The 20,953-nt window shown below is 34.7% G+C and carries 23 protein-coding genes; 11 read left to right on the top strand and 12 right to left on the bottom strand.

Annotated features, from left to right (window positions below):
* On the bottom strand, nt 1-183 hold a 183-nt coding region (locus HYY69_01640; protein ID MBI3032150.1), incomplete at its 3' end, for a hypothetical protein.
* Nucleotides 184-192: 9 nt separating this feature from the next.
* The gene (locus tag HYY69_01635) at nt 193-1,032 is read right to left on the bottom strand and encodes a hypothetical protein (GenBank protein ID MBI3032149.1); all 840 of its coding nucleotides are present in this window, start codon (nt 1,030-1,032) and stop codon (nt 193-195) included.
* Nucleotides 1,033-1,142: 110 nt separating this feature from the next.
* On the opposite strand from HYY69_01635, the gene HYY69_01630 reads away from it, so the two are divergent.
* Nucleotides 1,143-3,320, top strand: coding sequence for a hypothetical protein (locus HYY69_01630; protein MBI3032148.1), 2,178 nt, complete (start codon nt 1,143-1,145; stop codon nt 3,318-3,320).
* Between the two features lie 17 nt (nt 3,321-3,337).
* On the opposite strand, the gene HYY69_01625 is transcribed toward HYY69_01630, so the two are convergent.
* From HYY69_01625 to HYY69_01615, 3 genes are all read right to left on the bottom strand, one after another.
* On the bottom strand, nt 3,338-4,195 hold the full coding sequence (locus HYY69_01625) for a Bro-N domain-containing protein (GenBank protein MBI3032147.1): 858 nt from the start codon (nt 4,193-4,195) through the stop codon (nt 3,338-3,340).
* A 331-nt stretch (nt 4,196-4,526) separates the two neighbouring features.
* The gene (locus tag HYY69_01620; GenBank protein ID MBI3032146.1) at nt 4,527-4,988 is read right to left on the bottom strand and encodes a hypothetical protein; all 462 of its coding nucleotides are present in this window, start codon (nt 4,986-4,988) and stop codon (nt 4,527-4,529) included.
* 213 nt (nt 4,989-5,201) lie between these two features.
* Nucleotides 5,202-7,019 carry a cation:proton antiporter gene (locus HYY69_01615; GenBank protein ID MBI3032145.1) on the bottom strand — a complete coding sequence of 606 codons (1,818 nt, stop codon included), beginning with the start codon at nt 7,017-7,019 and terminating at the stop codon, nt 5,202-5,204.
* 303 nt (nt 7,020-7,322) lie between these two features.
* Here HYY69_01615 and groES point away from each other — a divergent pair, with 303 nt between their 5' ends.
* Both groES and groL read left to right on the top strand, forming a co-directional pair.
* Nucleotides 7,323-7,595 (top strand): co-chaperone GroES, encoded by a 273-nt coding sequence (gene groES, locus HYY69_01610; GenBank protein ID MBI3032144.1) that lies wholly within the window; start codon nt 7,323-7,325, stop codon nt 7,593-7,595.
* Between the two features lie 57 nt (nt 7,596-7,652).
* Nucleotides 7,653-9,263 (top strand): chaperonin GroEL, encoded by a 1,611-nt coding sequence (gene groL, locus HYY69_01605; protein ID MBI3032143.1) that lies wholly within the window; start codon nt 7,653-7,655, stop codon nt 9,261-9,263.
* A gap of 65 nt (nt 9,264-9,328) precedes the next feature.
* On the opposite strand, the gene HYY69_01600 is transcribed toward groL, so the two are convergent.
* Nucleotides 9,329-9,718: a hypothetical protein gene (locus HYY69_01600; protein MBI3032142.1), complete on the bottom strand. Its 390-nt coding sequence runs from the start codon at nt 9,716-9,718 to the stop codon at nt 9,329-9,331.
* Between the two features lie 320 nt (nt 9,719-10,038).
* Nucleotides 10,039-10,716, bottom strand: a complete 678-nt coding sequence (locus HYY69_01595; GenBank protein ID MBI3032141.1) for a hypothetical protein — start codon at nt 10,714-10,716, stop codon at nt 10,039-10,041.
* A gap of 109 nt (nt 10,717-10,825) precedes the next feature.
* Between HYY69_01595 and HYY69_01590 the strand changes: the two genes are divergently transcribed.
* Nucleotides 10,826-11,059 (top strand): GNAT family N-acetyltransferase, encoded by a 234-nt coding sequence (locus tag HYY69_01590; GenBank protein ID MBI3032140.1) that lies wholly within the window; start codon nt 10,826-10,828, stop codon nt 11,057-11,059.
* 192 nt (nt 11,060-11,251) lie between these two features.
* On the opposite strand, the gene HYY69_01585 is transcribed toward HYY69_01590, so the two are convergent.
* From HYY69_01585 to HYY69_01575, 3 genes are read right to left on the bottom strand one after another with little or no spacing between them, the layout of a single operon-like run.
* Nucleotides 11,252-11,905, bottom strand: coding sequence for a hypothetical protein (locus tag HYY69_01585; protein ID MBI3032139.1), 654 nt, complete (start codon nt 11,903-11,905; stop codon nt 11,252-11,254).
* Nucleotides 11,902-12,129, bottom strand: coding sequence for a hypothetical protein (locus HYY69_01580; GenBank protein MBI3032138.1), 228 nt, complete (start codon nt 12,127-12,129; stop codon nt 11,902-11,904). The genes HYY69_01585 and HYY69_01580 overlap by 4 nt, the downstream gene beginning before the upstream one ends.
* Nucleotides 12,126-12,329: a hypothetical protein gene (locus HYY69_01575; GenBank protein MBI3032137.1), complete on the bottom strand. Its 204-nt coding sequence runs from the start codon at nt 12,327-12,329 to the stop codon at nt 12,126-12,128. Before HYY69_01575 ends, HYY69_01580 begins: the two co-directional genes overlap by 4 nt.
* A 139-nt stretch (nt 12,330-12,468) precedes the next feature.
* On the opposite strand from HYY69_01575, the gene truD reads away from it, so the two are divergent.
* The 3 genes from truD (at nt 12,469) to HYY69_01560 (ending at nt 16,227) form a co-directional block, all read left to right on the top strand.
* Nucleotides 12,469-13,635, top strand: a complete 1,167-nt coding sequence (gene truD, locus HYY69_01570) for a tRNA pseudouridine(13) synthase TruD (protein MBI3032136.1) — start codon at nt 12,469-12,471, stop codon at nt 13,633-13,635.
* Between the two features lie 503 nt (nt 13,636-14,138).
* A complete protein-coding gene (locus HYY69_01565; GenBank protein ID MBI3032135.1) occupies nt 14,139-14,999 on the top strand; it encodes a carbon-nitrogen hydrolase in 861 nt (286 codons plus the stop codon).
* Nucleotides 15,000-15,213: 214 nt separating this feature from the next.
* The gene (locus HYY69_01560) at nt 15,214-16,227 is read left to right on the top strand and encodes an agmatine deiminase family protein (protein ID MBI3032134.1); all 1,014 of its coding nucleotides are present in this window, start codon (nt 15,214-15,216) and stop codon (nt 16,225-16,227) included.
* Between the two features lie 212 nt (nt 16,228-16,439).
* Here HYY69_01560 and HYY69_01555 read toward each other — a convergent pair whose 3' ends face one another.
* The gene (locus HYY69_01555; GenBank protein MBI3032133.1) at nt 16,440-17,261 is read right to left on the bottom strand and encodes a hypothetical protein; all 822 of its coding nucleotides are present in this window, start codon (nt 17,259-17,261) and stop codon (nt 16,440-16,442) included.
* Between the two features lie 97 nt (nt 17,262-17,358).
* On the opposite strand from HYY69_01555, the gene HYY69_01550 reads away from it, so the two are divergent.
* Nucleotides 17,359-18,069, top strand: coding sequence for a hypothetical protein (locus HYY69_01550; GenBank protein ID MBI3032132.1), 711 nt, complete (start codon nt 17,359-17,361; stop codon nt 18,067-18,069).
* Between the two features lie 39 nt (nt 18,070-18,108).
* Here HYY69_01550 and HYY69_01545 read toward each other — a convergent pair whose 3' ends face one another.
* Complete coding sequence (locus HYY69_01545) at nt 18,109-18,702, bottom strand: GTP cyclohydrolase II (protein MBI3032131.1); 594 nt, start codon at nt 18,700-18,702, stop codon at nt 18,109-18,111.
* A gap of 240 nt (nt 18,703-18,942) precedes the next feature.
* Between HYY69_01545 and HYY69_01540 the strand changes: the two genes are divergently transcribed.
* From HYY69_01540 to HYY69_01530, 3 genes are all read left to right on the top strand, one after another.
* Nucleotides 18,943-19,302 carry an ATP-dependent zinc protease gene (locus HYY69_01540; protein ID MBI3032130.1) on the top strand — a complete coding sequence of 120 codons (360 nt, stop codon included), beginning with the start codon at nt 18,943-18,945 and terminating at the stop codon, nt 19,300-19,302.
* A 12-nt stretch (nt 19,303-19,314) separates the two neighbouring features.
* Nucleotides 19,315-20,400, top strand: coding sequence for a RimK family alpha-L-glutamate ligase (locus HYY69_01535; protein ID MBI3032129.1), 1,086 nt, complete (start codon nt 19,315-19,317; stop codon nt 20,398-20,400).
* 171 nt (nt 20,401-20,571) lie between these two features.
* On the top strand, nt 20,572-20,949 hold the full coding sequence (locus HYY69_01530) for a response regulator (protein ID MBI3032128.1): 378 nt from the start codon (nt 20,572-20,574) through the stop codon (nt 20,947-20,949).
* Nucleotides 20,950-20,953: the final 4 nt, after the last annotated feature.

Here is a 20,953-nt window from a genome sequence, read left to right as displayed (position 1 = left end):
TTTTCTATTCATTTCCATAATTTCGTCAGTAAGAAGTTTAATTCTTTGTTTAAGAAAATGAAGCTTGTTATGATTCTTCTTTAAAGTATCTAAATGCAGTGTTCTTCTAAACACCATATCATAAGCGCTTTTTCCTGCGCTTAACCTTGTTAGAACATTAAAAAATCGATTATGTCTTGTCATGTTTTTTCCTTATGCCTGCCTTAATGGAGGAGGAGGAATATTTTGTTTAATCTGTTTTAAAGGAATTCGAGAAGCTCTTTCAGGCATTGAAGTATCAAATGCAGGTTGTGATGGTTGTCTTCCTGGCCTGAAATTCAATGGTTGAAGTTCCTCGCGTATCTCTCCAGGGGGTAAATCAGGCATGGATTGTGGGTAACTACTTGGAGGCATATCTTGTATATATTCTGGAGGTTTCGGAATAGGCGGCTCTTCATTGTTTATCCTGAAATCAGGCAACTCTGATAAAGGTACTTCAATATCCTCAAGCTCTTTTTTGCTTTCTTTGACAATGTCAGCTACTGCTAATAATGCTTCAGCTATTCGTTCATTTTGTTCAGAAATTTCAGCTAATTTCTCTGCAAAAGGGTCAGGTTTTTTCATTTCTTCAGCAGCAGCAGCGAATAACTTAGTAAGATCTTTAATTTGATGCTTTAACTCCTGCATTTCTTTGATCAGTTTTGTTACCGTAATACTTCCTTTGATTTCTTCACCTATGTTCTTACTTGGTTTTTTGGCAGAAGCCCTTCTTACCTGTTTAATTTCCTTCCTGATGATTATTTTCTTAGGAGGAACATGGTGTGTTTTAATGCGTCTTTTTTTTATTTTTTTTAAAGGAATATTTTCTTTAACTAGTTCGGTAATCTCCTCAGTATTAACCTTCTTATTGTGACTTTTTTCCTCCAATATAGGGGTATCATGTACTTCTTCAGTTGTTGTAGTAACTTGAACTGTTTTAGTAACTTTCTTCTTCTGCTCAGGCTCTTTTTTCTCTATTTTCAATTCATCCACAATAAAATCGATATCAACCATATATTTGGTTATGACAAAGTTAATTTATAAAGTTTTTGTCAAGTGGCTCTGTCCAGAGCCACTTGACAAAAACAGTAAACTTATTAAATATCATAACTATTGATAAGGCTATGAAAACAAGAAGATGCGTTCTCTATTTGATCATTCTGGTTCTTTCAGTATCTTTTGTTTCTGGAGCAGTCACGATCAATACTTTCCTTGATGACGATTTTTCAAGGCAATCAAAATTATTTGGAAAAAATGCGAATGTATATGTTAGTGTATATAACGGCGTAAGCTGTTGCGCAAGTTATACATTTACAGCAGCAAATGGCGGCATTTCAAAGTCATTTTCAGTAACAGATGATGGCACAGGCTTAGACAACAAAGCAAATGATGGTGTGTTTAAAGGAATGTTTTTGTCTCCTGATTTAAGCCTGCAGCATCATGATCAGGCAACTATTTCAGTTGAATTCACTCCTATCTCAAAATCATCTGAAACAATTACTGCTGAATATGGCAAGCCTTCTTCTGTTGTTATAAGTGCAACGCTTGTTGATCGAGACGTTAAATTATCTTGGACTAAATCTGATGATGAAAGTGGTGTAGAATATTATATTATCTACAAGGCAAAAGAGTCGTTGAATTCTGGAAATTTGCAGGCTGCAAAACAAATTATCACCTACACTACTGAATATACTGATAAAAATCTTCTTGATGGCGATGCTTATTACTATGCTGTTGTTCCCGTAGATATTCTTGGTAATGCAGGCGATATTTCCAACCAAAAACTGATTAGTATTAATGATCATGAACCGCCATTACCTGTTGATCAAATTACTGCAGTATATGAAAATAACGCTATCAAGCTTGAGTGGGAGAAAAGTTTTGATAATTCAGGTGTTATAACCTATTATCTTTATCGAGATACTTCTCCAGTAAGAAGAGCTTTAACTTCAAGCTATGCTGAAGTCTCTTCAACTAAATTTGTTGATTCTGATATTGATGATGAAGATGTTTTGTATTATGCCATTGTTGCAGTCGACGCAGCAGGCAACAAAGCTTCAATTTCTCCTTATGTTAAAGTTGTTATCGATACCCTTCCTCCATCAAAGCCTACTCTTGATCACAAACTTCGAAAAAGCGGCGAGGTTATTCTGTTCTGGACTTCTGTAGCAGGAACTGATCAATATTATATTTATAGTTCAACCAATAAAAACATTCCTCTCAACACTCCTATCAGAGTTTCTGGAACTTCAACGAGTTATACGGAAACTATTGCTGAAGATAGATATTATGTGATGGCTGCCTTGGATAAAGCAGGAAATTTAGGTGATCTCTCTAATCAAATTTATGTCCAGCCTGATGATGAACCACCAGTAACGGTAACAAGTCTCAAAGCTGCTGCTAATGAAGATGGAACGGTAAGCTTGAGTTGGGATGCAACAGCATCAGAGGATCTTTTAACCTATAAAATTTACCGTTCAACATCTCATATTGTTGATTATACTGTTCCTTTATTTACTACCAAAGATACGGTATATCATGACACTTCTGTTGAGCGCGGAAAAACTTATTATTATACAGTTCGTGTTGTAGATAGAGCTGGTAATGAAGACAGCAACACAAATACAGTTTCAGTTGCTGTTCAAGATCTTAAAGTAGACCTTGAAGTGTGGTATCCTGAAAATAATCAGGAATTAAATCGAGCTATTGTTATTGTTGGCGGAAAAGCAGAACATGATGCAGCAGTATTAATTTCTGTCAATAATAATGAAATCCCTCATGACAGAATTGTTATGGACAAAAAAGGCGTTTTCTTAGCTCCTGTTACGCTGAAAGCAGGGAGCAATGTTATTATGGTTAAAGCAATTGACAACGAGAATAATGTTGCATCAAAATCTGTTGTTGTTCATAACAGCAAAGACGAAACCGTTAAAGATCCCGAAATACAGAGAATTATTACGTTATTGCGTGATCAATTTTCAGATGGTGAGTTAAAAATAGGCAAAGATGCTACGCTTGAAATCGGTAAAGTTGATCCTGGCTTAACTAATTCAGATGCCCTTGCTAAATTTACCGGATACAGCGTTAAAAGCCCTGAACAAGTCAATGGATCATATGTTGCTATTCTCCTGCTGTTGATTGTGTTTTTAGGATTTTACCTTGTTATGTATAATAAAACTGCAGTCGGCAAGAAAAAAGGCGGGCAGGATGAGGATGAAGATAAGAAAGAAGATATTTTTACTGAAGATGATTTTAAACGCGAATTAGAGGACAATGATGATATGAAGAATGAGTTTTATTGATTTTTTTCATTTCTTTTTTACTCATTTTGTTGTTCTTCTAAAGCATTTTGTTCTAAGCTTTTTGCTTTTGATCTGCTTATAGCAAGTTTGCCTGTGCTTTTTTCAAGTTGTTTTCTTGCAACTTTTGCTGTTAATGCACCTTCTTTTGCAACATCTTTACTTTCCTTAAAACCTGAAGGATTACGAACTATAGAAATGTCTGTTGTTGCAACTTCAGCAAGCATATTAAGAACAAGCTCTGTATTTGTCATATTATCTCTTAAGTTTTCTTTATTCAAATCCTTATATTTTTTATATTCTCTTGTAGTCATTCCGCTCCAAGTTTTACTCATTAAATCAGTCAATTCTGCATACTCGGTTCCTCTTTTTACTCCGCTTTTATCCCACTCGTCTGTTAAAGCTTTACGAACTTCAATAGATTTAATACGCTGATTTATCCAATTCTCATTATAACCCAATTTACGATAATTTTGAATGGCTCTATCAATAGAAAGTTCTGGATCAATAGTTTCATCTATTCTTTCATTACCAACCTTGGCAAGCCACATTTTAAATGGTTCTGCTTTTCTTGAAGGAATCGATTGTATAAGCCGTAAAATTTGCTCAGTGTCTGCAACATCTGTAAGACGCATTTTACCATCTTCTGCTTCCATTTTCAACTGGTTAGTATTACTAACCACTTCACTTCCTTCAGATTTTAACTTGTTTTTGAGCCATTTCCAATAATTACGAACCTTTTGATAATCAGACTGATCTGTTAATATTGCAATAATATCTATAACAGAAAACCACCATTTTTGTTTATTATCATCCCAGATAGTACGAACTTTAGTTTGTTCAAATAACCTAATTGTATTTTTTCTATCTGTTACCATTATTTTGTTTCCTCAATTTCTTCTACAATTTTATCAATTGCAGTTCTGCTCGTTCTTGTTCTTTTGATGCCATATATAAATGTTCTTTTGTTTTTGTATTTAAGACGCCCCTAATAAATTTCTTTTTCCTATAGCTTTCTAAACAAAATACCATCCAAAAAAAACAAAAGAGTACGTAATAAGTCTTCAACAGTTTTAGCGCCAGTTCAGCTTCAAAGTGATTTAAATATTGGATTTTTCTCTCTGGCACTCCGAAAAATCCCCAATGTGTAATTGAAGAGCTTCACAAAAGAGGCGCTAAAACCCCAGACTTATTACGTACAAAGACTTATTACGGCACACTTAACATACCTTTTAATTCCTTAACCATCTTGTAGGCTGCATTAATCTCATACCTTGGGTCATAGATGGCATTCCAAATATCACCGAGTTCATCAGCGTCATAATTATCCATAGCAGTATTCATATCATTGGTTAATGCCCATGTCCAGTCATCTGCTTCTAGAATCTTTCCATACAACTGATTAAGTTTTTGTTTTATCTGCAGTTCAGTGTTTTTGTCGAATGCTGCTTTTTTCTTATTGTACACACCAAACAATCTACCATGATGCTGGTATAATAGCTTGATATGCTTTTCATACAACATTAATACACCAGAATTCTTCTGCACTAACTCACTGCAGACAGGGTCTTGCAAACACAATGTTTTGTTGTCAGCTGCCTGCACTACTCCTGCCATCGGATGAGCAATGAAGCTCAACATAGCTAACGCTATTACTATTTTTTTATGCATATTCTCACCTTCTTTTTCCCTTTTTTCTTTGTTGAGAAAAACCAGCGCTGCTTTTTTCTTAAGAAATTAGTTGTTTTTCTCCTTAATAAAACCACCGTCGAAAAAACACTATTTTTTTCGACTATTTCGGAAGCTTTACTTATTTTCCCGGAGAATTTTCAATAGAATGATGTTTTTTCGAAGATTTTCCGTTTTTTTAGGAACTATTTTTTACTATTTTTTAATATGTAATTTTCTGAGGAAGTTATCTACTTCAGAAACAAATTCCTGTTTTTTCTTATACAAAACTTCTTGTTTTTTAAGGAAGCTGTTGACATCAAGAAAACCTTCTTTCTTGGCTCGTATTTCCTGCTCTTTCGCTTTCTTATTAAATTCGACTAAATCTACAACTTTTCTTGAGATCACTTTGTTAATGTCCATGATATAATCTTCAACTAACACGGTAACTTGTTTTTCATTTACATAGGTTGGATAAATAACATAATCAGCTTGAGCATTATATAACTCAAGAGATTCATTTATATTTCGCGCAGTTACCATAATTTTGATTGAAGGATGCTTTGATTTTAGTTCTTTTAAAATAATCTTTGTTTCAATCAAATCCATTTTATTGGATATAACAAGCTCTGGATTTTTGAAATGGTGGTGACGAAAAAATTCAGGCGAATAAACAGAATCGAAAATGAAGGGTATCTTCTCTTCCTGAAGTTTTTCAATAAGGTGGGGATCATTCTCGATAACTATTATTTTTTTATTCAATGCTTTTATTTTGTCTAAAACTTCTGAACCAAACTCATAATAACCAAAAAAAATGATTTCAGCATCAATTGCTTTTTCTTCAAGTTTTGCAGTTTTTGTTGTTGCAAATAATCGGTCAAGCATTAACAACCATGAACTGCACCATTGAAATATCTCTCGGTCGTATTTTATCAAGTATGATGATAAAATCATCGAAGTAATTACGAGTATAATGCTTAATGCTCCAAGTTGACTGCTTATAATTCCTGAACTAATGCTTCCTACAACAATAATGACGCCAAATTCACTGTTTTGCGCTAGATACAATCCTGAAAGCAATGCTGTTTTTAAATCATAACCGCGCATTCGTAAAGTAATATAAAAGATAAAAGGCTTTATAAAAAGTGTCGCAGCCAGGAGCAGCGCTAACATCACTATTGTTTTAGGATTAAGGGGAACAAGCATCTGGAATCCTAGACCAACGAAAAAAAGCATGTTAAAGAAAATGGTTAAGGGCTTTAACCTTCCATAAATTTCTGTCTTGTAAATGGTGTTTCCGAGAACAATGCCGCCTAAAAACGCTCCAATAGTTTCTGAATAGCCAAGTTTTTGCGCAAGAATTGCAAACATAAAGCAGAATGATATGCTGAGAATAAATAATAATTCAATAAAATGGCTTGCAGTTTTTAAAATGCGCTGGATTAAAAAACGGCTTACAATAAAACCAATCCCTAACAAAAGTATTCCTTTCAGAGGAATAAGCATGAAATCTAATCCTATTGGTTTATTAAACAAGCTTAATAAGGTGATTGCGAGTATTGCAAGGATGTCTTGTATGATTAAGGTAGAAAAAATGATCTTTCCATGCAGCGCAGCAGTTTCTTTTTTGTCTTCAACCCATTTTGCGACAAATAAGGTACTGGAAAAAAGAAGCACTATCCCTATATGAACTCTTTCCATCCATGTTAAAGGGAAAAAAATAGTTATTCCTAAACTAATAGCAAAGAGAAAAATTGACTGCAGGATTGTTGTAATAAAGATATCCTTTCCGAGATATTTTAAACTCTTTAAATCAAATTCAATTCCCAATAAGAATAACATAAAAATAATTCCAATCTCTCCAAACAAAATCATGGTTTCATAAATATTTTGATAATCGCTTAAGTACCATGCAAAGAATAATCCTGATAAAACATATCCTAAAATAATCGGCTGTTTAAGAAGCTTGATAATAAATGAAATCACTACTACTATAATCAGCAGAATACCAAGCTGCTCAATAAGCGCTGCCATATAAAAACATGACTTTAAACTGCTTTATTAATATATTGTTTAAAATGTACGTAATAAGTCATGGGTTTTAGCGCCTACTTTTGTGAAGCTCTTCTTAAATTCACTTTGGGGATTTTTCTGGGTTCCAGAGAGAAAAATCCAATCAAAACAATAAGTTTAAGCTGAACTGGCGCTAAAACCAAAAGAGGACTTATTACGTACTTTAAAATAGTAACCTTTTTAAAAATATGTTTATTCCCCATATTGGATTTATAATGATCTATGTAATATGAATTCAAGATGAAACTAAGGAGGTAGGAAACCATGAACATTAAACCATTGGGAGAACGAGTGTTACTAAAACCTGTTACTAAAGAAGAAAAAACAAAAGGCGGCTTATATATTCCTGAATCAGCTAAAGAAGAACGAAAGGAAGGTATTGTTGAAGCAGTTGGCACATTTAAAGATGGCAAAGAACTGCCTTTGAAAAAAGGAGATCGTGTTTTGTATGGAGGATACAGCAACGAAGAAATTGAACTTAATCAGCAGAAATATGTTTTTGTAGAATTCAAAAGTATTCTTGCAAAGCTTGAATAAAACTTACAGAAATACTAAAATTACAGAAAAACTAAGTTATTTGGGGGGTAGAATAGTATGGCTAGCAAACAATTAGTATTTGATGAGCATGCACGGCAAGCTCTATTGCGCGGCGTAGATAAAGTCGCTAATACTGTTAAAATCACACTTGGTCCAAAAGGAAGAAATGTTGTTCTTGACAAATCACCGCATCCTTTAGTTACTAATGATGGGGTAACTATTGCAAAAGAGATTTCTTTGTATGATAAATTTGAAAATATTGGCGCAAAATTGATTATTGAAGCTGCGACAAAAACTCAGGATAATGCTGGCGACGGCACAACAACGTCAACACTTTTGGCTCAGGCAATGGTTGTTGAAGGATTAAAAAATATTACCTCCGGCGCTAATCCTATTGAAGTAAAAAAAGGCATTGAAAAAGCAACGGCTAAAGTGGTTGAGTTCTTAAAACAGAACAGTGTTGATGTAAAAGACAAAGAAAAAATTGTGCAAGTTGCTACGATCTCAGCCAACAATGACGAAGTTATTGGCGGATTAATAGCAGATGCCATGGAAAAAGTTGGCAATAATGGCGTTATTACTGTTGAAGAAGGCAAAAGTATTGAAACAAGTCTTGAACTTGTTGAAGGTATGCAGTTTGAACGAGGATTTGTTTCTCCCTACATGGCAACTAATCATGAAAAAATGGTATGCGAGTTTGATGAACCTTACATCTTGCTGGTTGATAAAAAACTGAGCAGCATGAAAGAACTTGTTCCTGTGCTTGAAAAAGTAGCCCAGGAAAGCAGGCCATTGCTCCTTATTGCTGAAGATGTTGAAGGCGAAGCGCAAACAGCCTTGATTTTGAACATCATCAGAGGTGCAATTAAGGTTTGTGCTGTCAAAGCTCCTGGATTTGGCGATGAAAAAAAGGATATGCTTAATGATTTAGCAGTATTAACCGGAGCAACAGTTGTTAGTGAAGACAAAGGATTAAAATTAGACAAGTTTATGGAAACATGGTTAGGCAGCGCGCGTAGAGTAAGAGTTGACAATGAAAAAACAATTATTGTTGAAGGCAAAGGAAGCAAAAAAGAGCTTGAAGCACGAAAGAACATGTTGGAATCGCAAATAAAACTAGCAGATTCTGATTACAAAAAAACAGATCTTAAAAAACGGCTAGCAAAGCTTGGCAGCGGTGTTGCTGTTGTTAAAGTAGGCGCAGCAACAGAAATTGAAATGCAGGACAAAAAAATGCGGATTGATGATGCATTAAACGCAACCAAAGCAGCAGTTGAAGAAGGTGTTGTTGTAGGTGGAGGCGTTGCTTTATTTAGAGCAGTTAAACCAGTACAGGAATTAACGTTAACTGGCGATGAGCTTGTTGGCTTGCATATTGTAAAGCGCGCTTTGGAAGAGCCTGTTCGGCAGATTGCTAAGAATGCTGGCAGGGAAGGAGCAGAAGTTGTTGCCCGGTTGAAGGCAGAAAGCAATGAACAGTTCGGCTACAATGCTAAAAAAGATTGCTATGAAGACCTCTTTAAAGCAGGTGTTATTGATCCTACTAAAGTAGTGAGAAATGCTTTGCAGAATGCAGCATCTATTGCAGCTATGGTGTTGACAACTGAAGCATTAGTCACTGATTTCGATGAAGAAAAGGATGAAAAGGCACCGACGATTATAATTTAAGTATTAGTTATTTTTTATTTTTATTTCTGACAATTAGATTATTGATATTGACCACAAAGAAATAATTAACCAATTTTAGATAAAACATGATCATATAATGTTTCACATAACCTTAATTCACTTTTTTCAAAATTATTTGTACACAATGATTTATCTTTTAAAATAGCTGCTTTGCATGATGTAATCGTTGGTTCTTCATCATATGCTTGTTCACAAACATTTTCATCATTCAATTTTTGTCCAACGAGTACTACACACCCTAATTTATATTTATAATCATTGCAGTATTTAATATCTGTTTCTTTTAAAGCAATGTCTAATAAGTTTTGATTATTTAATTCCTTCTCTGCGTTTTCCTTCTCCCATTTATAATCCATGTAGCGATTAATGCCAAATAATATTAATGTAATTGCAATAAAGATATATCCAATTTTAGTCATTAATTGTTTGTCCATGTGATCCCTAGGTGATACATTCCTATATAAAATTATCGAAAGATTAGAGTAAAGGCGTTCTTAAAAATTGAGCATAATTCCTGTTAGCCGAGGCGAAGCCAGAGCGCAGCGTCCCGAATGGCTGGTGAGAGTTGCCACCAGAGAACTTTGCAAAATTATGGTTACTGCCTATTTTGTAAGCATTTTCGAAATACTTATCGGACAATTTTCGAGGTTCCAGAGAGAAAATTGCTTTGTTGAACAGATATCTCAATGCGAACTGGCAGTAACCCGAGCTTTGCGAGTATTTTGCAAAGTTCTCACCACAAAAACCGCTTATTTTAATGGGCAGTTTTTATCTCTTTCGTTATTACTGGATTTTCAAAGTCACTGTTTTCTATAATAATGTCTGCTGTCTCTTGGGGGTTAGCTTCTTGAAAATAAAGTTGTTGACCAGGGACATAACGCTGATTGTATTTATCAAGAATTTCTTGTTCAGAACCAAGATAATAGCCATCTCTCTTTGTGGCTCTTGAAACAGTAATTTTGAAATCTGCTTCAATAAATATTTTGAGATCCCAATAATTTTTTAATTCAGGACGAAACAAAAAGAGACCATCCATAATTAAAATTGAATATTTATTTGCTGTTTCGACTGGCAAAACAACTTCACTATCAGTTTTGAAATCAAAAATTGCTTTTCTGTACTGCAAATTTCCATTTTCGCCAAGCGGAGCGAGCAGATTATTTATGATCGCATGATTATTGAAAGAATCTTTGTAATAGCCCTCGGACGAATTACGACCTTTTTGATAGCGGAACGATTTTGGATTATGAAAACCGTCTGTTGAAGCACGAATTACAGGTATTTTTTGGGACTTAAGAAAATCTACGAGCGCATTTGTCAAAGTTGTTTTACCTGAAGCGTCGACACCATTAATTCCGACACGGAGGGGATGGTCTCTTTTTGTGCTTAGAATAACTTCTGCCAGATATTTAATAAGTTCTTGTTGTTTCATGATATGAGCTAAAAATTGCCTAAATATTAAAAGGTTTTGTAGTGGCCGTTAAAATAATTATCAGAAAATTGAAGAATGAAGAAGTAAAAGAAATCGCTCCTTTAATGTTATCTCTGTACAAAAAATAGGATATATTGCTGAGACATATACAAAACCCGAATTTAGGGGAACAGGTGTAGGATCAGTACTATTCAAAAATGCAATGAACTGGTTTAAAAAAAATAATATTAAATGGATAATGGTAGGTACACATTCTTTAGATGATGAAGCGATTTCTTTTTGGGAAGGTCGAGGATTTAAGGAGTTTAACAAATTCTTCAAGTTAGAGGATAAAGGTCACTAAATTTAATTACGTATAATCCCTGTTGGTTTCTCCTACCTACGAGCGAGAACTAGAATTATCGTTAATAGAATTTCAGAGTGGAGTCGGGAGGACAAGGAACGAAGTGACGAAGAGTTTTTGAGTTGCTGTACTTCTAGGCGCTGTCGTAGTTTTCCAGAGTAACATTAAGTGTGGGGGAGGGTGTTTTAAGAGTTAAGAACATCTCATTTGTTCATTTCCCAGAACTTCTTGGGTAGTCATATTGTTCCATAGAAGCATTGCAGAAACCATTGCTCCCGGTTCATCTTGTTTTGCAAGCAGATGGAGAATATTTTTCTTTGATATATTGAAAAAAATATCTGCTGCTTCACGTGCACTCTTACCACGGAGGAGAGCAAGTGCTAATTCATTGGAAGGTAAGAGGAAGAGTTGTGCAACTTTATCTTTTAAAGGTGTGGTTGTTCTGCTCGTATCGGTCCAAAAACTAAACGGCTGATTGTAACCGATGAAACAACCATCTTTCTGCGTGCATGCTTTTCCGAGTGAAGCTGATGCACTACACGCTCTGGCGTAGGTTAACTTTCCTGTAAGGAGTTGATGGTTTTCTCCCTCCCGAATAAGATACTCCTCTTCTCCCCTGATTTTGTCGCCATAAATTGTAATTTCATCACCATGCGCATTAAAGAGAAGTAGCTGGGGATTTTGCTTTTGTATGCTCTCTTCCAGAATATTTCTTCGCAATCTTGGACGCTTTAACTGACTTAAGGGAATATTTTTCTCCTTGACAAATTTCACCAATTCCTCAGCATAGCAATAAAGATAAGCAGTTGCATCATCATAGTTCGGCATAGTAATGATCGTTTTCATTCTGATAACGTCTTGGAGAATTCACCGCTTGCTAATGCTTTCATAAAATTAAGCTGCATTTTAGCAAAAGTCACCCCAATTTGGTCCTCTTTTTCTACGTGTTGCCTCAATTCTTCTTTGGTAAAAGTGCCCTCATTACCAATAGACAATTTAAAGTTGGGAGGGATTGTGTCTAATCTCCAAAGTACAATTTTTTTCAATTCACTAGATATTTTTTCACTCATAGGACACCTAATTCTTTAAGTATTTTTAATATTTTCTTTCCTGTTGCTGATTCACTCTTAATTTCTATGGCAGCAGCAATCCAAGTGTATGGTTTCTCATCTATAACTGCTATAACTTCTTCTGATTTAGCTTTTTCCGGGAGATTAGCAAATGCTTTCAGAAACTTTATCCGAAGGATTGTATAGTCATCACCTGCCATCAAGCATATTAAACAAAAATCCTATATAAAACTTCTTATTTGTGGATTGGTGGCAAAAGCTGTCGTTTGTTTTATGCTGTCTTTTATTAGTAGTAAATTAACAGAAAAGTTATAAATATCCTCTTGTTCTTAACACCTTATGAAGCTTAAACAATGTCCTGAAGACTTTATAGTTGAAGAAATTAACGATAGCAAGCCATCTCAGGCTAAGAAAGGCTTTCAACTTTTTCTCTTGGAAAAGAAAGGTATTGAAACATTCTCTTTGCTTGAACAATTATCAAGAAAAAATAATATTCCTGTCAGTGAATTTGGCATAGCAGGTGTTAAAGACAGGCATGGAATTACTCAGCAGTTTATTACAGTTCCTTCTTCTTATTCATTGAAGCCAAGCAAAGAGCAGAATCTTAGCCTCAGTTTTCTTGGCTATGTTGATAAAGCTCTTGAACTGGGAGATTTGACCGGAAACAAATTTACTCTTATGGTTCGCGCAGTTCGAAGAGGCGAATTTGAAGGTATTTATCAAAAAGCTCAGACACTTTCTCAGAGCGGTGTGCCTAATTATTTTGATTCGCAAAGATTTGGCAGTGTTATTAACGGTAAATTTATAGCAAAATACTTATTGAAAAAAAATTATGAAGAAGCTGTTAAGATTTATTTGACTGAATCATCACCTTTTGAATCCCGCATCATTAAAGAAGATAAACAGAATATTCTCCATTGCTGGCCAATGCTTGAAAAATGCTCGGTGAAAACACCATCGCTGCGTTTTGTTGTTGATGAGTACAAAAAAACTAAAAACTGGCTTTTTGCTTATAGAAAAATATCTTCTTCATTGCGCCAAATGTATGTTTCCAGTTATCAAAGCTATTTGTGGAATGAATGCATTAAATTATTACTGAAACATTTTATTGATAAGAAAAAATTGTATTCAATTCCTTATAACGTAGGATCTTTATTGTTTTATAAGAATTTAACTACATCAGAATCTAAAAAATTATCTATTGCTTTTAAAACTATTAGTGATGAACTTCAGGCAGAAGGTTTGGAATTAGATATTATTAAAACTATCTTGAAGCGTGAAGGAATAACGTTGTCAGATTTTGCAATTAAATCAGAGACTGGCAGTTTTTTTAAGACACATCAACGTGATGTTATAGTTAAACCATTAGATTTTTCTATTTCAAAACCTCAAATAGATGAAGTTAATGACCGAGGCAAAAATAACTTCTTTAAAATAAAGCTTTCTTTTACTCTGCCTAAAGGAAGTTATGCCACTATTGTTACCAAGCGATTGTTTAATCACTGATTATCTTTCCGTACATAATAAGTCTGTGGTTTTAGCGCCTATTGTTGTGAAGCTCTTCTGATTTATATTTCGGGGATTTTTCGGAGTTCCTTGCCGATAGGCAAGTCTTATAATCCCAGACGCAAGCCAACTTATGAATCCTTGATTTATATTATTGAGGGAGTCGGGATTATATTTATAGAGAGAAAAATCCAATTAAAATACACTTCAAAAGCTGAACCGGCGCTACCTGAATCCGAAGGATCTCAGGGATTAAAAATAGTGATTTTTAATAAAACCATAGAAGACTTATTACGTAAATTTTTCTGAGTTTGTCGCATAAATGCCTTCGGCAGCCGCCATCGGCTCGGCTTTTGATTATTTACTCAAAGGTACTTTTCTCTCTGGAACCTCGAAAAGTACTCGATTCATTATTTGATAAGCCTCGCAATATTGATGGCGGCAGATTATGCGACAAACTCCATCTTTCCGTAACCTTTAAAAATAATTCTCATTTTATCGTTATTATGACTGTTGTAAAATTAGGTTTAATTCAAACAAAAGTAAGTAATGATGTAAAGAAGAACTTAGATCATACAGCAACAAAAGTAAGAGAAGCTGCTAAAAAAGGAGCGCAGATTATTTGTCTTCAAGAAGTCTTTCGTTCAACCTACTTTCCTCAATATGAAAAAAAGGATTATAAACATTTAGCTGAAACAAGATCTGGTGAGTCAGTAACCATTTTTTCAAAGCTTGCAAAAGAGTTAGGTGTTGTAATTCTTGTTCCTATTTATGAAAAAGAAACACAGAAAGATGGTGAACATTACTATAATACTGTTGTTGTTATAGATGCTGATGGAAAAAATCTTGGTTACTATAGAAAAGTCCATATTCCCCATGATCCTTGTTATTGGGAAAAAGATTATTTTGAGCCAAGCAAAGAAGGGTTTAAAGTGTTCAAAACAAGATATGCAATTATTGGCGTGTTAATTTGTTATGATCAATGGTTTCCTGAAGCAGCGCGATGTACTGCTTTATTAGGTGCAGAGCTTATATTCTATCCAACAGCTATCGGGTATATTAAAAATCTTGAACGTGAAGATGGCGATTGGTGTGAAGCATGGCAGACGGTGCAACGTGGGCATGCTATTTCCAATGCTGTTCCCATTGCAGCAGTAAACAGAGTTGGTGTGGAAGATAAAATAACCTTTTATGGGAATTCATTTGTCGCAGATGCTTTTGGCGTCATACTTGGGAAAGCTTCTAAAACAAATGAAGAAGTGCTTGTTGTTTCTGTCGATCTCGCTAAAAATAAACAAATTAGAGATGGATGGTTATTCTATGAGAATAGAAAACCGCATGCTTATAAAAAATTAGTGGAATGAATACTAGTGAAATAAGATAAAGCAACAACAATGACGCAGACGCACCGAGGGTCGGCTCCTTCGGAGTGGTGCGTAGGGCGAAATTTCTCAAAGAAATTTTGACCGTCTGCCGTCATTATTGTTGTTGCCTTCAAAGATGATAATTATCTAAATACCATATACGACTTAATTGCTTTAAAATGTTGTGAAGAATATGAATCCTGAAGAATATTATATGCCTGCTGAATGGGAAAAGCATGATGCAATTTGGCTTTCATGGCCGCATGATATAGATAGCTTTCCTGATCTTGCCGGCGCAGAAAAAGCATATGTTGCTATTATTAAAGCTATTCATCTTAGTGAATCAGTTAATCTTTTAGTTCTTAATAAAAAAATGCAGCTCAAAATAACTAAATTACTTCAGCAGGAACAAGTTGATCTCAAAAGAGTTTATTTTTTTGTTCAAGATTATGCTGATGTGTGGTTGAGGGATTATGGACCGATATTTGTTCTCCATAAACAAACAAGAACCCTTGCCATGACTAATTGGATTTTTAATGCTTGGGGAAACAAATATGACGAATTATTAAAAGATAACAATATTCCTCTTGCTCTTAATCGTATTCTTAATCTTCCCATTGTTCATCCTGATCTTGTTTTGGAAGGCGGCTCAATTGAAGTGAATGGTAGAGGAACCTTATTGACCACACAGCAGTGTTTGCTGAATAAAAATCGAAACCATTATCTTAATCATGTTCAGATCGAGCAATATCTAAAAAAATATTTAGGAATAACTAAAATTATATGGCTCAGAGAAGGCATTGTTGGAGATGACACTGATGGCCATATTGATGATCTTGCAAGGTTTGTTAATCCAACAACCATTTTGTACTGTTTTGAAGATGATCCTCATGATGAAAATTATCGTTATCTTTCTGAAAATTATGAACTCTTGAAAAAAGCCCGTGATCAAGACGGAAAAAAGTTTATGCTGGTTAAATTACCAATGCCTGGTATTGTACGGCATATACTTACTGGGAAACGACTGCCTGCAAGCTATGCTAACTTTTATATTGGCAATACTGTTGTGTTAGTGCCGGTGTTTGGTCATAAAAACGATCAAACTGCACTTGCTATTATTCAAGCGCAATTTCCTCAGCGAAAAGTTATTGACATCAATGCTACTGCTCTTGTTCATGGTTTGGGAACACTGCATTGCATGAGCCAGCAACAGCCAAAATCACCATAGACTATATATTATTAAGGTATAGGTACGTAATAAGTCTGGAGTTTTAGCGCCTACTTTGTGAAGCTTTTCTTTAATCACAGTGAGGATTTTTCGAGGTTCCAGAGAGAAAAATCCAATGTAGAATCACATCAAAAGCTGAACCGACGCTAAAACCGAAGAAGACTTATTACGTACAGGATAGTTTACAATCAGTTTCTAAGCAATTTTTTAAATCAATCTTCAGTTCTTTTTACTTCAATCGAAATTGCTTTTTCATTAATCCTTATTTCTCGTGGGCATAAAACAAATTCAAGATTATGTTCTTTGCAATAGTTTTTAATTTGCTCATCATCTTCAGCAATTACTACTATGCCTTTATTGTCTTTATTGAATATTTTTATTCCTTGTTGTTTTAAATCAGTTATAATTCCAAAACATTTTTCTTGAAGCATCTGCAATCGTTCTGGAGCTTTCTTTAAATTGAGTAATAATTTACCACAATCTAAGTTCTTTGGCTTAATCTTATCTTCGATTTCTTGAGAAAAAACAAATTTCTCATTGCTCGCAATGCACCCACCATGATAATTGTTAACTACTTTCCATTTTCCAAAGCTTGAAACCATGATATTTGGATTAATTTGTTTATTAATCTCATCAGAAAGATTATTGACATCTAATATGACAAAAATATTTTGTGTTTTACAAATAGTTATTAATTCCTTCAATGGCTGTTGTTGATAATACCCTGCAAGGCTTGTGCATAACAATACTGTTTTGTTATCAGTTCCATATTGTTTTAAATCTTTGGCATTAATAATTCCTAAATTAGTTTTCAAGGCGATTATTTCAAATCCTAATTGTTTGCCGTATTTTTTATAACTCAGCCATCCGCCTTGATCAGGAATTAATAATCTTTTGAAGCCCTTGTTTTTTGCAATCCATAATGCAGCATAAAGAGCTGCATCGCCTGAATTTGTCAAATAGATTTGTTCTTTGGAAGTGTACTCTTTGAGAAGAGCAATGATTTCTTGATATGTTGAGTGTTTTATGGTCATATTGAAGAGATAAAAAGGATCATATTTAAATATATCCTATCAAATCAGCAATTACTCATAAAGATTATATAAAATTTAAGGTAGAAGGTGAATCATAATGGCAGGGTCTTTTTTTAATCAAGCACAGAGATGGAAAAATTTAGAAGCAGAAGTTGATAATGCTCCTGCTCCTGTACTAGAACAGTCAGGAACAGATAGTCCAAAATTAGGTTTCTTTGGTCGAATGTTTTTAAGAAGGTTGAATGCAAGAGCTGATAAACCATCACCACCAACAAAATCACCATTGCCAACATTTGGTGGTAGTGGTCAGGGAAATTATGGTAATGATATTGGCTCTGCAGCAAGAACAACGCGAGTGCGTTCTCATCACGCGCATGAAGAAGAACCTATGGAGGAGTTCTCTCATACTATTGGATATCTAACTGATGAAGTTTTAAAAGATTATCGCTTAAATCATGAGATAAGTGTTATTCCTGAAGGTATCAAACCTGTTCACCGATTAGGCATAGTTGATACTATTTATAGGAATGGAGTTTCTTATAGGACTGAACTTAATACTAATAAAGATACAGGAAAGATGACTCTTTATGTGTATGGAGTAATAAAAGATCAGAAATTAATCCCAATCTATAGTGAACAGAGTAAAGGACAAGAGCTTACATCAGTGGCAGTTCATGAAACCTATAAGCAAGTTCCTCAATCACTAAGAGAAGCAGTAACAGCTTATTTGCTAGAAACATTACAGGCAAAGGGAATGAATGGAATACAACCGTCACAGGTGAAGTATATTTCTCTTCGACGTACGTAATAAGTCTTCGTTTAGTTTTAGAGAACTCTGCAAAATTATCTACAATCTATGCCCAAATTTTTCTTTTTTTGTCTGGAGATATTTTTCATTGAATTTATTCGGCTTAATTTTAAGCGCTTGAATTTCAACAGCAATTCCAATATTTTCAAGCGCTTTAATCTTGTGGGGATTATTTGATAATAACATAACACTCTTTACTTTGAAAAAATCTTTTAAAATACCTGCGACGTAATTATAATCACGCAAGTCTTCAGAAAAACCAAGCTGCTTGTTTGCTTCAGCAGTGTCATATCCTTTCTCTTCTTTCAAGCGATAAGCTTCAACTTTATTCCGCAGTCCAATTCCTCTGCCTTCTTGAGGCAAGTAAAAAAGAATTCCTTTATCCGCTTGCTTTAATTTCTGTTTTGCTGCATCAAGTTGTTCTTTGCAATCACATGCTTTACTTCCAAAAATATCGCCAAACATGCATTCAGAATGCAATCGTAATAATACCTTTTCTTTCCCAAAAACATCACCTTTAACTAAAGCTACGTAATTATCGATCTCTTTTTTGAAAACATAGAGTTGAGTATTATCATCTATCTCTGTTGGTAAGGTAATTGGTTGGAGGTAAGTGATTTTGCTTGAAATCATAGAGTAAAATAACGCACAATAATTTATAAATTTATGCGTATTCGGCTCTGGTGAAAATCTTTCAGGTTTTAGCGCCAGTTCAGCTTCAAAAGTGATTAAACATTGGATTTTTCTCTCTGGAACTCCGAAAAATCCCCACAGTTATCTAAAAAAAGCTTCACAGAATGGGCGCTAAAACTACATTTTCACCAGAGCCGGTGAATTAATAACATTTAAATACCACTGAATTGAAAAATCAGTATGGTTTCAGTGTTGCCGAGAAGAACAATCATTGGTTTATGCGAGGATGTTATTATTTTTGGCAATAAAGTTGCGCCAAAAAAAGTTCGCGCAAAAATTGATACTGGCGCATCACGAAGTTCTATAGACCGGCAGTTAGCTCAAGAGTTAAAATACGGCCCGTTCACACGGGTTAAGGTTATTAAATCTGCACATGGCACTTCATTAAGGGCAGTGCAGGAAGGTTTGATTGAATTAGCAAGCAAACGCATTCCCGTAGGATTTACTGTTGCTAATAGAAGCCATATGAAATATCAAGTTCTTATAGGTCAAGATGTATTAAAGCAAGGAAAGTTTTTAATAGATCCTTTGAAAAGCTAACTATCGATTATTATGGAACACTTAACAGCCGCAATTATCAGCCAGGGCAGCGCAAGTTCTCAATGGACCTATGAAGCTATGAAAAATTACTTTACTTCTGTTGATATGCTTGCTATTAAAAATATTGAAGTTAAGGTTGGCAAAGAAGTAGAAATTCTCTATGAAGGCAAGCCTTTAAAAAAATATGACTGTATTTATGCGAAAGGCTCGTTTCGATTTGCGCCTTTATTGCAGGCGCTTACTAATGCATTATATGGGGAAACATATATGCCTATTATTGCATCTGCTTTTACGTTTGGCCATAATAAATTATTGACGCAGATGGAATTGCAGAAACATAATGTGCCTATGCCTGCAACCTACTTAACTGCAACAACACAATCTGCAAAAAATCTGCTTGCAAATCTTAATTATCCTATTGTTATGAAATTTCCTGAAGGCACTCATGGAAAAGGGGTATTAATTGCTGATTCCTACGCTTCAGCAAGTTCAATGTTAGATGCATTGCAGACTCTTAAACAGCCGTTTATTATTCAGGAATATGTTGATACTCATGGAAAAGACTTGCGCGCTTTTGTTGTTGGAAAAAAAGTAGTTGCTTCAATGGAACGAATTGCAGAAGTTGGAGAAGAACGCGCTAATCTTCATGCAGGCGGCACTGCTATAGCCAAATTTATTGATCCACATGCTGCAAAAATAGCTGTTGATGCAGCTCAATCAATAGGTGCTGAAGTGTGCGCTGTTGATATGTTAGAAACTCCTCGCGGACCATTGGTTTTAGAAGTTAATTTGTCACCTGGTTTGCAAGGTATAACCAAATGCACTAACATCAATATTGCTGATAAAATAGCCCATTATTTTGCAGAGCGTGCATTGCAATATCAGCAAAAAATAACTGGCACTTCTAAAGATATACTTGAAGAATCTGGTGCAATCTCAACTAAACCACGAGAGATTAAGGAAGTTATTACCATGCTTACCTTAAGGGGCAATAGAATTTTATTGCCTCCTTTAGCAACTGATATCTCAGGTTTTGATGATAAAAGAGAAGTATTGCTCCATGTTAAAGCTGGACAAGTAGTTATTGATAAATTCTAATAAAATAATAATTTTCTTTAATGTCACTTCTCAGTTATTAATAATATTTAAATATAAGCATAACATATCTGTTATACAGATATGTTTATAGTGGGGGGTAAAGTAATCAAGAGGCAGTAGTTCAAACCCTGATATCAAAATAAAACTAAGATAAACTGAGGGGTGAACCATATGGATAAAAAACAAGTGCTTGTGGTTGATGATGAGCCGCATATAGTGCATTTAATTTCTTTAAGTTTAAATAAGGATAAATATGAAGTGATTCCAGCGTACTCTGCGAGAGAAGCTCAGTATTTATTGGAAAAACAAACACCAGATATTGTTGTTTTAGATTTAATGATGCCAGGGATGAATGGTTATGAGTTTTGTGAGCTTTTGAAGCACAATCCCGGTACAAAAGATACGCCTGTTTTAATTTTATCAGCAAAAAGCCAAATGCATGACAAGCTTGAAGCAATTGAAGTTGGAGCTGATGATTATTTAACCAAGCCCTTTGATCCCATGGAATTAATAAGGCGAATTAAATTAAATCTTAATCTAGTTGCATAGGTGA

The sequence above is a fragment of the Candidatus Woesearchaeota archaeon genome (genome assembly GCA_016192995.1).
GTDB lineage: Archaea > Nanobdellota > Nanobdellia > Woesearchaeales > DSVV01 > JACPTB01.
This window is presented reverse-complemented; position numbering and strand designations above follow the sequence as displayed.

Coding starts and splice junctions, on each gene's coding strand:
- HYY69_01620 (MBI3032146.1), bottom strand. CDS start 4,988: ATGCATAAAAAAATAGTAATAGCGTTAGCTATGTTGAGCTTCATTGCT.
- HYY69_01550 (MBI3032132.1), top strand. CDS start 17,359: ATGGCAGGGTCTTTTTTTAATCAAGCACAGAGATGGAAAAATTTAGAA.
- HYY69_01585 (MBI3032139.1), bottom strand. CDS start 11,905: ATGAAAACGATCATTACTATGCCGAACTATGATGATGCAACTGCTTAT.
- HYY69_01545 (MBI3032131.1), bottom strand. CDS start 18,702: ATGATTTCAAGCAAAATCACTTACCTCCAACCAATTACCTTACCAACA.
- HYY69_01540 (MBI3032130.1), top strand. CDS start 18,943: ATGGTTTCAGTGTTGCCGAGAAGAACAATCATTGGTTTATGCGAGGAT.
- HYY69_01575 (MBI3032137.1), bottom strand. CDS start 12,329: ATGGCAGGTGATGACTATACAATCCTTCGGATAAAGTTTCTGAAAGCA.
- HYY69_01535 (MBI3032129.1), top strand. CDS start 19,315: ATGGAACACTTAACAGCCGCAATTATCAGCCAGGGCAGCGCAAGTTCT.
- HYY69_01615 (MBI3032145.1), bottom strand. CDS start 7,019: ATGGCAGCGCTTATTGAGCAGCTTGGTATTCTGCTGATTATAGTAGTA.
- HYY69_01530 (MBI3032128.1), top strand. CDS start 20,572: ATGGATAAAAAACAAGTGCTTGTGGTTGATGATGAGCCGCATATAGTG.
- truD (MBI3032136.1), top strand. CDS start 12,469: ATGAAGCTTAAACAATGTCCTGAAGACTTTATAGTTGAAGAAATTAAC.
- HYY69_01580 (MBI3032138.1), bottom strand. CDS start 12,129: ATGAGTGAAAAAATATCTAGTGAATTGAAAAAAATTGTACTTTGGAGA.
- HYY69_01630 (MBI3032148.1), top strand. CDS start 1,143: ATGAAAACAAGAAGATGCGTTCTCTATTTGATCATTCTGGTTCTTTCA.
- HYY69_01560 (MBI3032134.1), top strand. CDS start 15,214: ATGCCTGCTGAATGGGAAAAGCATGATGCAATTTGGCTTTCATGGCCG.
- groL (MBI3032143.1), top strand. CDS start 7,653: ATGGCTAGCAAACAATTAGTATTTGATGAGCATGCACGGCAAGCTCTA.
- HYY69_01555 (MBI3032133.1), bottom strand. CDS start 17,261: ATGACCATAAAACACTCAACATATCAAGAAATCATTGCTCTTCTCAAA.
- HYY69_01600 (MBI3032142.1), bottom strand. CDS start 9,718: ATGGACAAACAATTAATGACTAAAATTGGATATATCTTTATTGCAATT.
- HYY69_01625 (MBI3032147.1), bottom strand. CDS start 4,195: ATGGTAACAGATAGAAAAAATACAATTAGGTTATTTGAACAAACTAAA.
- groES (MBI3032144.1), top strand. CDS start 7,323: ATGAACATTAAACCATTGGGAGAACGAGTGTTACTAAAACCTGTTACT.
- HYY69_01635 (MBI3032149.1), bottom strand. CDS start 1,032: ATGGTTGATATCGATTTTATTGTGGATGAATTGAAAATAGAGAAAAAA.
- HYY69_01595 (MBI3032141.1), bottom strand. CDS start 10,716: ATGAAACAACAAGAACTTATTAAATATCTGGCAGAAGTTATTCTAAGC.